The following is a 12919-nucleotide window of genomic DNA, read 5'->3' as shown; positions in this document are numbered from 1 at the left end:
AAAAAATAATATTTGTAGTTTAATAACCACTTGGGTTGTTACTATGCCATTTCCATGCATCCTGGATAATCTTTTCCAATGAGTGATACTTAGGTGTCCAGCCTAATATGTTTTTAGCCTTTTTGGATGAAGCTATTAAAATTGCTGGGTCTCCTGCTCTTCTATCTTTAATTTCAGCAGGTATAGAATGCCCTGTTACTTTTCTTGTTATATCAATGACTTCTTTTACAGAATAACCATTTCCATTTCCCAGGTTAAAGATATCACTTGGGTTATCTTTTCTTAAATACTCTAAAGCTAAATAATGTGCAGAAGCTAAATCCATGACATGAATATAATCTCTTATACAAGTGCCATCTTTTGTTGGATAATCATCACCAAAAATATATATTTTTTCCCGTTTATTCAATGGAACTTGAAGAATAAGTGGGACTAAATGTGTTTCAGGATCATGAACCTCTCCAATCATTCCACTTTCATGTGCACCTGCTGCATTAAAGTATCTAAGAGAAACATATTTAATTCCATACCCTTGCTCAAACCATTTCATCATTCTCTCCATTACAAGTTTGGTTTCACCATAGGTATTAGTTGGGTTTGCTTCAGCTTCTTCTAAAATAGGAAGGATCTTTGGCTCACCATAGATAGCAGCTGTTGATGAAAAAACAACTTTGCTGACATTATGATCTTTCATGACTTCTAGAAGACACATTAATCCATAAACATTATTATGGTAGTATTCAAAGGGTTTATCCATACTTTCACCAACTAAGGAGTTTGCCGCAAAATGTATCACTGCTTCAATATTATGTGTCTTAAACACTTGATCTAGAGCACCTTTATCCCTAAGATCTATTTGATAAAAAGAATTTGTACTTATTGCATTCCTATGCCCACTCTGCAAATTATCTACAACGACAACTTCCTCATTTTGATCTAAAAAGTATTTCACTGTGTGTGAGCCAATATAACCTGCTCCACCTGTGATTAAAATCGCCATATATAGTCACCCCTCATGATCTCATTCAATAGCATAAACGTACTGATTTTATAATGTTAAATCACTCTTAACAATTTATTTTATACAGTCTCTAAAATTGATATGACAACTAGTAATGGTGTAATTATTATTTGATCTTTTAATATCATGTCGTATTCAAACAACACTTGATTGGTTATTTCCTCAAGAAAAATTGAACCATGAATCTATTTTCGTCTACATACAAGATAAATGTACGATTGAACCATTTCGAAAAGTATGAAGTTGCATACAATATCAGTAATTTATGGAAGGAGGATATCATGAGCGATTTTGAATTAATAAAGGTGGAGAGAGTGGTAAGGAAAGGTAAAAAAACACTCAATATTTATAATCCTACACCTTACAAATTAATAGGCCATGGAGTACGAGGGGCAGTCTTTCAATTGGATGAACATCGATGTGTCAAAGTTAGTGCAAATCCTAAAGATTCATCACGAGAAGCGGAGGCTCTGGAAATCGCTAAGAATCTCCGATTTATGCCAAAGGTATATGAAGTAGGCACTAACTATATCATTATGGAGTTTTTTAAAGGAGTTAAGTTAAGCAGCTATATTAAGGAAAAGAAAACACTTCCTGAAGACTACTCACGACAAATTGTAGAATGTATAAGAGCAATGAAGGAAATTGGGTTTACTAAAATAAAACTTAAATTAAGTCAAATTATTGTAACCGAAAATGAGGAGCTCAAGTTTGTTGATCATTCAGGGGTATTTACAGAGGATCAACCTTATCCGCTCCAGCTATTTAACCAGTTTAAAAAAGTAAAATTGTTAGATGTTTTTTTAGAGCATGTTAGAAAGCTGGATGCTGATCTGTATTCAGAATGGAAACAACACGTGGATTTTTCGAAAAAAAAAATTGAACTCGTAGAGAAGGAAGGATATGAAAAAAAAAGAATTTAAATCGATTAGTGTAAGTAGAGTGATAGATAGTGATGGAAGGAAAACGTTAATTATCAACAATCCAACAGACTTCAGATTGATTGGCAAGGGAGTTCAAGGAGCAGTTTTTCAGTTAGATGATGACCGATGTATCAAATTCTATGTTAAGAAAAGCTTTGTTGAGAAAGAAATGAAAGCGTATGAAGCAGCAAAAAAGTATTCTTTTATTCCTGAATTTTATGAACGTGGGTCTAACTACATCATTATGGAATATATAAAAGGCCCATCTTTGTATAAGTACCTGCAGAAAGTAAATCATTTAAGCAAAAGCATATCACAGCAAATTTTAATGATTCATAGAGAATTGAAAAAAGTTGGATTTACACGTATTGAAAGCAAATTAGGACATTTTATTGTTACGGATGGAGAGGTCCTAAAATTCGTTGATCATTCGGACGCGTTTTCATATTTTCAGCCCTATCCGAACGAATTATTTACGGATCTTAAGAAAATAGGCCTGCTTCAGACCTTTTTGGATCACGCTAAGGAACTTGATCCTGAACAATATAGTGAATGGGGAAAAGCAGTTGATTTAGAACAAATATAAATGAAAGGAGCGAAAAAATGGATAAAAGGGAAGCGGTTCAAAATCTCCCAAAAGTTACGGTCATCATTCCAACTTATAATCGTGCAGGCATGATCCATAGAGCCATTAACAGCTTGAAAGAACAGAGTCTCAAACAATGGAAAGCGATCATAATGGATGATGGATCCACCGACAATACACAGCAAGTGATGAAAGAGCTCATCTTAAATGATGAAAGATTTTCTTATTTTAAAATAGAGCAAAATGTCGGGATATGTAATGTATTGAATCAAGCATTGAAATTAGTTGATACAAAATATATGGTTCAGTTGGATAGTGATGACTGGCTAGAAAAGAATGCTTTAGAACGGTTGCTTAAAGGCATGGAAAAGGAACCTGATTCGACAGCATTAATCTACGGAAATTATAAAGAATGGGAATCTCTAGAGGAAGGGAAACTGATAAGGGTCAGAGAGTTTAATTCCTCGGATAAATATGACCTAATTACCTATGTCCCAATGGTATATCCAAGGTTTTACCGTACAGCATGCCTTCGCAAAATAGGTGGATGGGAAGTTAAAGACAAGTATAATGGACGTTTTATGGAGGATCGACGTATCTTGTTTAAACTGATTGAAACATACAATTTTCGAAAAGTGGACGAACACCTCTATAATCTTTCACGATTCCATTCAACGAGGTTAACCACAGATGATAACATCGACAAGTATGCCGAAATAAAGAAGGAACTTGTGCTTCGTACGTTAAAAAAATGGGGAGACGAGTACAGACCAATATTTTTTAATCAAAATAAGAAAAGTGAAAAGAAAAGCTGGCTTAGGATTAAACTAGTGCCGAATAAAAAGACGATCGGTCACATTATGACAGAGTATCTTCCGCTTACGGAAACGTTTGTTTACCAACAGATTGTTCGCAACTCCGATTTTAACAATGTGGCATTTACACCTAAGGTCTCAAATGAGGAAATTTTTCCGATTGATCATTTAGTAAAAGTCAGAAAAAATACTGACCTGGCAAATGAATTAAGCACAAACCGAGTTGATCTGCTGCATGCTCATTTCGGTCCGTCTGCACTCTTTGCTCTACAGGCAAAGGAAGAATTGGGAATTCCGATGCTTACCTTTGTTCATGGATATGACGCTCGAAAATATCCCTATACGAAGAATAAAGTAGAAGATTATCGAAAGCTTTTTAACAGTGGAGAGCTGTTCCTAGTCCCTTCTAATGCTATTAGACAAGAGCTGCTTTCCTTAGGATGCCCAGAGACAAAAGTAAGAGTATCTCACTTAGGCATCGATATCGATCAATTTCAATATCAATCACGTACATTAAAGGACAAGAATGATTCTATCGAAATTGTATCTGTTGGTAGACTAATAGAGAAAAAAGGACATCATGTATTAATAGAAGCTCTTTCACAAGTGAAAAAGAAGAAGAGTAATTTTCGATTAACAATTGTTGGTGATGGTCCGGATCGACAGGCTCTGATTGAACAGATCAAACGCTTGGAGCTTGAAGACCACGTTCAGTTAGCAGGTAATCAACAGCATGCAGAAGTACGAAATATCTTGAATCAAGCTCATATTTTCTGTTTAGCGAGTGTAGCTGGAAAAGACGGAAATATGGAAGGTCTCCCAGTTTCAATTTTGGAGGCACAGGCAGTAGGTTTACCGGTAGTATCTACACGTCATAGCGGTATACCAGAAGGGGTTATTGAAGGGAAAAGTGCGCTGCTTGCTGCCGAAAATAATCCGACTGATTTGGCTAAAAATCTACTTAAAATGATGTCTCAACCAGAGAAATGGTCAGAGATTGGTTTAGAAGGGCGTAAGTGGGTCGTCCAAAATTTCAATGCAGTAAAACAAGCAGAAGGACTAAGAAATATTTATTTGGAATTGCTAAGGGAGGATCAGTAATGAAGTTGTGTTTTTCCTATAGTTTTCCTAAATATAAACCTAAAGGCGATGTTCTTCAATTCTTGATTTTATTAAAAGCAATAGAACAGAAAATGGCATCTGTATTTTCACAGCCAAAGAAGCATTTTCAAATCGATTGTGTTTTACCTTATGATTTTCAAAATGGACAGGATAATTTTTTGTTTAAACATGTTCGTTTTATAAAATCAAAGCAGCTGCCAAAAACGATTTCTAAGTTGAATAAGAAAGAAAACTATGATTATATCTTTATTCGTTGCCGGGAAAATTCTGAAGATGTTTTACAGGTAATTAAAGAAAATAAAAACCTGGCGAGTAAGCTGCTTGTGTTACTGCTTCATTATAACCTGGATGATTCAGGGGAAATGAAGGACATTATTAAAGTCATTGAAAATTCTCGGATGGTTTTTTTGCAAACATTACCTTGGAAAGAAAGGTTAAAAGCTTATTTACTTCAGCAAGGATTCCGTGAGGATGTCCTCGATGAGAAATTACAAATATTACCCCAATATATAGAATCATCTCAAATAACTGATCCAGTACCCTATATGTCTAATCCCCCTCAACTAACTATGACAGGAGTCCTTAGATCAAGATATGGATTACCTGTTGCCATTCAAGCAATGAAATTGATTCGAAATATCCATTCAGAAGTGTATTTGCACCTAGCATATCCATCAGTTGCACCTGATTTTTCAGAGCAGGCTGATCTTCACATATCAGCCCCAGAAGTGAAAAATCATGGTCAGATGTCGATGTGGGAAACGAAAGAACTGATCTTAAAGGCAGGTATTGGATTAGCTTTGATCTATGATGATACAAATAATCAGAATCCTAGTTATTCCTATCTCACTCGCATTCTCGAATATGCATCGCTTGGAGTGCCGGTCATCACAACAAAAACCATTGGTAATATACATTTATTAGGCAAGGATTATCCACTCTTTGTTGAAGACGAAAATGATATAGTTCAAATCTATCAGAAGCTGACCAATGCTGAATTTTATCAAGAGATGAGCAGCTTAATTCGCAATATCGGACATCGGTTTGTATCAGAGGTTGCGATTGAAGACTTTTGGTTAACTTTGCAAAATGATTTAAACAAGAATTTCGAAGGGAAGGGTTAAATGGAGGACTTCACATCTATAAAAATTGAACGTATATCCGGTAAGAAAGGTGAGAAAAAGTTTAAAGTTAGTAATCCGACAACATATCAGCTGGTTGGAAAAGGAGGACAAGGAGTCGTATTTAAACTGAACGAGCAGCAATGTGTTAAAATCTATGAAAAAAAATCGACCTTAGAGAAAGAAGCCTACGCACTCAACCTTGGCAAAGAACTTTCTTTTATTCCAAAAGTGTATGAAATTGGCTCGAATTATATCATTATGGACTATATTAAAGGAACAGATCTAAAAACATACCTCAAAGAAAAAGGCAGTATATCTGAAAACCTTACTAAACAAATCATTACAATTGCAAAAGAGTTGGAACGGGTTGGATTCAAAAGAATTAATCTTCCTTTAAGACATTTGATTATTACTGAAAATAATCAAATTAAAGTAATTGACCATGTGAATAGCATGAATTACAAAGCTCCTGTTCCCACAGATTTGATAAAGGGTCTAAAAAAACTGAAACAATTAGATATATTCATGAAGCAGGTTAATCAGTTAGATTCTAAGATTTATGAAAAATGGACAAAATTCTGCTAATTCAACGATGATGAAATCTGTAATTAAATAATCAATTTAATGTGAGTTATACACCACACATATGGAACAATCGATGGTTGTTGATGCACCTGTACTAATAAAATTTTGTGCTGATTTTAATAGAATGAAAAAATGGCTCTGGCTCAAGTCTATTTCCCAAACAGTTCTGAAATACTTGGAGAGGCAGAATTTTATGAATAACGCATGATGTTTTACATCCTTCTATAAATTAATTTATTAAACAACAAATACTAAATGTTGCTCAGAACAGCTTTACAAAAAATTGACTAAGCAAGATAAGATATTCAGCACAATAATATCCTATCTTGCTTAGTTTTTTCTAATAACATCAGTGAGAAACTAGATTCAAATTAAGTAATCCTTATTAATTAAGCTTATCATTCAGGTGACGATATGAAGCCAGATCTCCTTTATTGTCTAGCAAATGGGTCATGCCTCTAACCAGCGAGCTAGGTAAGTAGGGCGAATCATAAGATCCTTTTTATAAATTGAGAGATGATCTTACCATCATAATTTGAGGACAAGCAGAAACCTCCACACTTTTTTCTGAAACAGTTTGAGGTTTTTATTATTGCAAGACCCTTTAGTAACACTTCTCTCTTTTTTAAGGTGTTAAAATAGTTTATAATTATCAGTAAATAGTAGAAATTTCAATCAGTAAATCATTATAATAGAGTATGTTATGGTTTTAACAAAGGTGGGCTCGAAGGTGAAAAATTGTAGACGCCTACTCAAATATAAGAGACAAGGAAGGGTATAATGAGCAACGTACAGAAAGCAACAGACGTTATCTTAATTGGTGCAGGTGTCATGAGTGCGACGTTGGGATCCTTACTGAAAGAGTTATCACCGGAATGGAACATCAAAGTGTTTGAAAAACTTTCTTCGTCAGGTGAAGAGAGCTCAAATGAGTGGAATAATGCGGGTACTGGGCATGCTGCCCTTTGTGAGTTGAACTATACGCCTGAGAAACCGGATGGATCGATAGATATTAGCAAGGCAATTAACGTAAATGAACAGTTTCAAATTTCAAGGCAATTTTGGTCTTATCTTGTAAAAAGCAATTTGATTCGTAATCCACAGGACTTCATTAGGCCATTGCCCCATATGAGTTTAGTAGAAGGCGAAAAAAATGTAGAGTTTTTGAAAAATAGATTTAAAGCGCTTTCAGACATTCCTATGTTTCAGGGAATGGAATACTCCGAAGATCCTGAAAAACTGAAGGAATGGATTCCGTTAGTCATGGAAGGGCGTACATCGAATGACCCGATTGCGGCAACCAAAATTGACTCGGGAACGGATGTCAACTTTGGTGCATTAACTCGTATGTTGTTTGAACATTTGGAGAGCAAAAACGTCGAGATTAACTATAGACATAGTGTGAAAGATATCAAGCGTGCCAGTGATGGATCATGGGAAGTCAAAGTGAAAAACCTAGATAGCGGTAGAACAGAATCCCATTACGCGAAATTTGTTTTTATCGGCGGTGGAGGCGGCAGTCTGCCGTTGCTACAAAAAACGGGTATTCCAGAATCAAAACAAATTGGTGGATTCCCTGTAAGCGGACTATTCATGGTATGCAACAATCCCGAAGTTGTAGACAAGCACCATGCAAAAGTATATGGAAAAGCCAAGGTAGGGGCTCCTCCGATGTCGGTTCCGCATCTGGATACACGATTTATCGATAACAAGAAGAGCTTGCTGTTTGGGCCGTTTGCTGGTTTCTCGCCAAAGTTCCTGAAAACAGGTTCGAATTTGGATTTGATCAATTCAGTTAAACCGAATAACGTCGTTACCATGCTCGCAGCAGGCGCCAAAGAGATGGCATTGACAAAATACCTTATTGAGCAAGTCATGTTATCACATGAAAAGCGTATGGAAGAGCTGCGAGAGTTTATTCCAAACGCCAAAAGCGAGGATTGGGGTATCGTGGTTGCAGGACAGCGTGTACAGGTCATCAAGGATACGGACACTGGCAAAGGGACACTACAGTTTGGTACAGAGGTTGTAAGCGCCTCTGATGGCTCAGTAGCGGCATTGCTAGGGGCATCTCCTGGTGCATCTACAGCCGTAAACGTCATGCTGGAAGTGCTGGAAAAATGCTTCCCTGAGGAAATGTTTAAGTGGAAAGATAAAATAGAGGAAATGGTCCCAACTTATGGAGTGTCACTAGTGGACAAACCAGAGCTGTTCAATGAGATTCATACTTCTACAGCAAAGACGCTTGGTCTTGTTGAAAAAGAAAAGTCCTATAGTTAATTCTTTGTTTGGATCTAAAAAATAACCTTCAATCCATCTTTGGACTGAAGGTTATTTTAAATTTACCTGAAACTTAGGTTCCAAAATAATAGTATAATCTGAAATTAACTCAACTCTAATAAAACTAATCATTTATATAAAAAAACTTTAAAATTCTCTTTCTTATCCAGGGTTGCAAGCAGAACGTTTTTCACCTCTGTCTGATACATTCTTTCTAAAGTTGAAACAACCCAGCTTTCGTCCTTCTGAACTTGATTTAATACCTCGAAATGTATCTTTCCTTCTTTAATGATTGTCCTGGGAAAATCGAATGGTTCTGCTGCCATTTGGGTGGAGGAGGGTGTTAGCGGATCATATTTTGGTTCTAAAAAAACGGATAACTTTCCGTCTGCCTCCCAAATCGCTAAAGCTACTTTCTTCACATCTTCTACTTTTTTTTCCCGCAACTCTTCCAATAAAACATCAATGGATATTTTAGCTTTCTTCAGTCCCTTATTAAGTATCTCGCCATTTTGGACTATGGTAATCGGTGCGTGATTAAGCAGCCGTCTAAACCATGGGAATTTGAGTATCATAAAAATCCCGGCAAGGTACAAGACTAATAATACAGTAGTAGTAATAATTGATCCCTTTAGTCCAAGATTTTCATCTGAAAGGGGATGGGCAATAATGTTCCCAATTACCAAAGCAATAGCAAAATCCAGTGGCCTTAATTGGGAGATGGCACGTTGACCTAAGGCTCTAGTGACTATTAGCAGGAATAAAAAACCAACAATTGCTCTAAGAACCCATTGAATGCTAGTTAACGTTTCCTGTCCTTCAAAAAAACTCACTAAAGTCACATCCTATTCCGCCATTGCTACCACTTAGTTTATCTCTCATGTTCCTTTATTAATCCAAATTAATGGATTCGTTATAAAAGTAAATCGGAAAAACATTATGTTGAAGATCAGAAGAAGAACCTATGGATAGGACTTTAGGGAATGATTTGTAAAGAGGTGTGAGAAGAATTGTTTTGAGGTTCTAGTGTCTATATAAATCAAAAAGAAAAGTCACTTTGCTACCATTAGGAGCGCAGTGACTTTTCTTTTACATTAATTTCGAATCAAATAGTCAAACGCACCTAATGCTGCGGTTGCACCTGATCCCATTGAAATGATGATTTGTTTGTAAGCACTGTCCGTGCAGTCGCCTGCCGCGAAGACACCAGGAAGGTCTGTAGCACCGTGTTTGTCTACGACGATCTCGCCGAAGCGAGTGCGTTCAAGCGTGTCGCCAAGCCATTCTGTGTTCGGTACAAGGCCGATCTGGACGAATACACCTTGTAATTCAACATGGTGTTCTTCACCTGATGCACGGTCAATGTAAGTGATACCATTCACTTTGTCAGTTCCGGTAATTTCACTTGTTTGTGCGTTAGTCACGACTGTGACGTTCGGAAGGCTGTGCAGACGGTCTTGTAAAACTTGGTCAGCTTTAAGTTCTGGGTTGAACTCAATTACTGTTACATGCTTAACAATACCCGCAAGGTCGATTGCTGCTTCAACACCTGAGTTTCCTCCGCCGATAACAGCAACGTCTTTTCCTTCAAACAATGGTCCGTCACAGTGAGGGCAATAGGCAACGCCTTTGTTCTTGAACTCGGCTTCTCCTGGTACGTTGACATTGCGCCAGCGTGCACCAGTTGAGATGATGACAGTCTTACTTTTAAGAACTGCACCATTTTCCAATTCAAGCTCAATCATGTCCTTCTTTTCCAAACGCTTTGCACGCTGAAGGTTCATGATATCAACGCCATATTCTTTAACATGCTCCTCAAGGCTTGCAACAAGCTTTGGACCTTCAGTATGCTTCACACTGATGAAGTTCTCAATGCCCAAAGTATCCATTACCTGTCCGCCAAAGCGTTCTGCAACGATCCCTGTACGGATTCCTTTACGAGCCGCATAGATGGCTGCACTGGAACCAGCCGGTCCGCCGCCGACAACAAGGACATCGTAAGGGTCTTTGTCGTTCAATTCAGATGCATCAGGGCCAGAGCCCATTTTTGCAAGGATTTCTTCAAGGGACATACGGCCGCTTCCGAATGTTTCACCATTCAGGAATACCGTTGGAACAGCCATGACCTGCTTGCTTTCAACTTCATCCTTGAAAGCTGCGCCATCGATCATGACATGGGAAATGCCAGGATTCAAAATGCTCATCAGGTTCAAAGCTTGTACAACATCAGGGCAGTTATGGCAGCTCAAGCTGACATAAGTTTCAAAGCGATACTCACCTTTAATTGCCTTAACCTGATCAATGACTTTCTGGTCAACCTTAGGCGCTCTGCCGCTAACCTGCAGCAAAGCAAGAATTAATGAAGTGAATTCATGTCCTAAAGGAATGCCCGCGAAAGTCACGCCAGTGTCTTCACCAGGACGGTTGACACTGAAGCTAGGTGTTCTTTCCAATTCAGCATGCTCCACTTTGATACGAGATGACATTGTTGCCAATTCATCGACTAAAGCCAGCATGTCTCGTGATACATCATCCGATCCTGCGCTAACTTTAAGCAGCACATCGCCCTCCATCATTTGAAGATATTGGGCTAATTGTGCTTTAATTTCTGCGTCTAATAACATGGGAGTGTACCCCTTAAATCTTTCCTACAAGATCAAGGCTTGGCTTAAGAGTTTCTCCGCCTTCTTTCCACTTAGCAGGGCAAACTTCGCCTGGGTTGTTGCGTACATATTGTGCTGCTTTAAGCTTGCTTACTACCTGGCTAGCGTCACGGCCGATTCCGCCTGCGTTGATTTCAACAGTTTGGATAACACCGTCTGGATCGATGATGAAAGTTCCGCGCTCTGCAAGACCATCTTCTTCGTTCAATACATCAAAGTTGCGAGAGATCTTCTGTGAAGGGTCTCCGATCATGATGTACTCGATTTTGCCGATTGCTTCAGAGTGGTCATGCCATGCTTTGTGAGTGAAATGAGTGTCAGTTGATACAGAGTATACTTCAGCTCCCATTTCTCTTAATGTAGCATATTCGTTTTGCATGTCTTCAAGCTCAGTAGGACATACGAATGTGAAATCTGCTGGATAGAATACAACTACGCTCCACTTGCCTTTAAGGTTTTCTTCAGTAACAGTGATGAATTCTCCCTTATGGAATGCGTTTGCTGTGAATGGTAAAACTTGAGTACCGATTAATGCCATGATTAATTTCCTCCTTGAATGGTTGGATTATTTTTTGAAATAGTTTCACTGATAGAGTTCAGTTAACTATTCGGTAAACTAGAATAATTCTAATACAGTAACGATTATTATATAAAACTAATTAAGTGTCAAGTGATAAACTCCGGTTTTTAATACTTCATCATTATTTCAGGAAAAAGACACATTTATACCGCAGTTTATTACTTGCCTATATAAGCTTGTCCAACTTTCCCGCTTGTAATGAATTCAACAGCAAACTTCTGTATAGTATTAAGTAGATGAAAAATTCAGAAAAGGAGGAATTGGATGGTCTCTGTTGAGGATATAGGTTCATTTCCTTATCCATTTGGTGAACATGATGTCTATAGATATTCTAACAATGCAATTCCATTAAATCCACCAATTGCAATCGAAGTGACGGAATCTTATATAGAAGAAATGAATATGAAAAGAGAGCTGCTTAAAAAGCATCACGAACGATGTTACCATTCAGAGTCCCATACAATGGATGCCCAGTGGGAAACTTTGGACTTGATCCTGCATCAATTGGCCGAATATTATCCTGAGAATTTCAAACTTATTACGAACGATGATCATTGGATATTTACTAACCTGCAAACTGGTGAAAAACAATCATTCACATTTGGGGACCATGAGACACTGGACATGGAGCCGCTCGATTTTGCAGGGCGACATGTCCAGGAGGATCTGATTTTGATGATGCAGAGAGATGGTGACCTTTTTTTAGATGCAGCTCAGCTCTGTTTTCCTGCAAATTGGTCATTATTTTTTGATGCGGGGATGTCATTTAAAGAAATACATAAGCCGATTCCAGGATTCCAATCAGAATCGCTTGATGATCGCATCCTCCAGTTCCTGATGAGGATCGAGGCAGGAAATCCATGGTGGAGGAAAAACTGGTCCCTGATGGCAGGTAACCGGTTGGATACATCGCTTGAAACCTTTGCTGAATGGGGGCAGGCTCGTAAAAAGGTAACGAATGAAAATGTTGGCGAGTTTGTGCATCTGCGGGTGGAGGTCCAAAAATTATTCCGCCTTCCAAAAAGCAATGGGATCTTATTTACGATTCACTCGCATATGATTCCGCTTGAAAAATTCATTCAACATACGCCATGGCTGGAGCAATTTTCGGCAATCCTTCATGAGCTTCCGGAATTCATTGCTGACTATAAAGGGATATCAATGTACTGCGAAGTTGTCCTGGAATATCTAGAAAAGGAATTGGAAAAAAGGTGATTCAA

Annotated in this window: 11 protein-coding genes; 7 read left to right on the top strand and 4 right to left on the bottom strand. The window is 37.9% G+C overall.

Features of this window, described 5'->3' with window-relative positions; translation table 11 throughout:
- Positions 1–19: 19 nt before the first annotated feature.
- Positions 20–1000, bottom strand: coding sequence for a UDP-glucose 4-epimerase GalE (gene galE, locus CD004_RS22030; RefSeq protein ID WP_102264724.1), 981 nt, complete (start codon positions 998–1000; stop codon positions 20–22).
- A 302-nt stretch (positions 1001–1302) separates the two neighbouring features.
- On the opposite strand from galE, the gene CD004_RS22025 reads away from it, so the two are divergent.
- The 6 genes from CD004_RS22025 to CD004_RS21990 all read left to right on the top strand — a co-directional run bounded on the left by CD004_RS22025 (position 1303) and on the right by CD004_RS21990 (position 8456).
- On the top strand, positions 1303–1944 hold the full coding sequence (locus tag CD004_RS22025; RefSeq protein ID WP_102264723.1) for a serine/threonine-protein kinase: 642 nt from the start codon (positions 1303–1305) through the stop codon (positions 1942–1944).
- A complete protein-coding gene (locus tag CD004_RS22020) occupies positions 1925–2530 on the top strand; it encodes a serine/threonine protein kinase (RefSeq protein ID WP_102264722.1) in 606 nt (201 codons plus the stop codon). The genes CD004_RS22025 and CD004_RS22020 overlap by 20 nt, the downstream gene beginning before the upstream one ends.
- Positions 2531–2547: 17 nt before the next feature.
- Entirely contained in the window at positions 2548–4446 is a 1899-nt protein-coding gene (locus tag CD004_RS22015; protein WP_102264721.1) for a glycosyltransferase, read from the top strand.
- The gene (locus CD004_RS22010) at positions 4446–5591 is read left to right on the top strand and encodes a glycosyltransferase family protein (protein WP_102264720.1); all 1146 of its coding nucleotides are present in this window, start codon (positions 4446–4448) and stop codon (positions 5589–5591) included. Before CD004_RS22015 ends, CD004_RS22010 begins: the two co-directional genes overlap by 1 nt.
- On the top strand, positions 5592–6176 hold the full coding sequence (locus CD004_RS22005; RefSeq protein WP_102264719.1) for a serine/threonine protein kinase: 585 nt from the start codon (positions 5592–5594) through the stop codon (positions 6174–6176).
- A gap of 780 nt (positions 6177–6956) precedes the next feature.
- Complete coding sequence (locus CD004_RS21990; protein ID WP_102264718.1) at positions 6957–8456, top strand: malate:quinone oxidoreductase; 1500 nt, start codon at positions 6957–6959, stop codon at positions 8454–8456.
- 128 nt (positions 8457–8584) lie between these two features.
- On the opposite strand, the gene CD004_RS21985 is transcribed toward CD004_RS21990, so the two are convergent.
- From CD004_RS21985 to ahpC, 3 genes are all read right to left on the bottom strand, one after another.
- Complete coding sequence (locus CD004_RS21985) at positions 8585–9289, bottom strand: DUF421 domain-containing protein (RefSeq protein WP_102264717.1); 705 nt, start codon at positions 9287–9289, stop codon at positions 8585–8587.
- Positions 9290–9550: 261 nt separating this feature from the next.
- Positions 9551–11080 (bottom strand): alkyl hydroperoxide reductase subunit F, encoded by a 1530-nt coding sequence (gene ahpF / locus CD004_RS21980; protein WP_102264716.1) that lies wholly within the window; start codon positions 11078–11080, stop codon positions 9551–9553.
- Positions 11081–11093: 13 nt separating this feature from the next.
- Positions 11094–11657, bottom strand: coding sequence for an alkyl hydroperoxide reductase subunit C (gene ahpC, locus CD004_RS21975; protein ID WP_102264715.1), 564 nt, complete (start codon positions 11655–11657; stop codon positions 11094–11096).
- A gap of 306 nt (positions 11658–11963) precedes the next feature.
- On the opposite strand from ahpC, the gene CD004_RS21970 reads away from it, so the two are divergent.
- Positions 11964–12914, top strand: coding sequence for a heme-dependent oxidative N-demethylase family protein (locus CD004_RS21970; protein WP_102264714.1), 951 nt, complete (start codon positions 11964–11966; stop codon positions 12912–12914).
- Positions 12915–12919 lie beyond the last annotated feature (5 nt).

It is taken from the genome of Mesobacillus jeotgali (genome assembly GCF_002874535.1).
In the GTDB taxonomy this organism is placed as follows: Bacteria; Bacillota; Bacilli; order Bacillales; family Cytobacillaceae; genus Mesobacillus; species Mesobacillus jeotgali.
The sequence above is the reverse complement of the archived record's forward strand: the minus strand, read 5'-3'. Positions and strand labels throughout refer to the sequence as shown.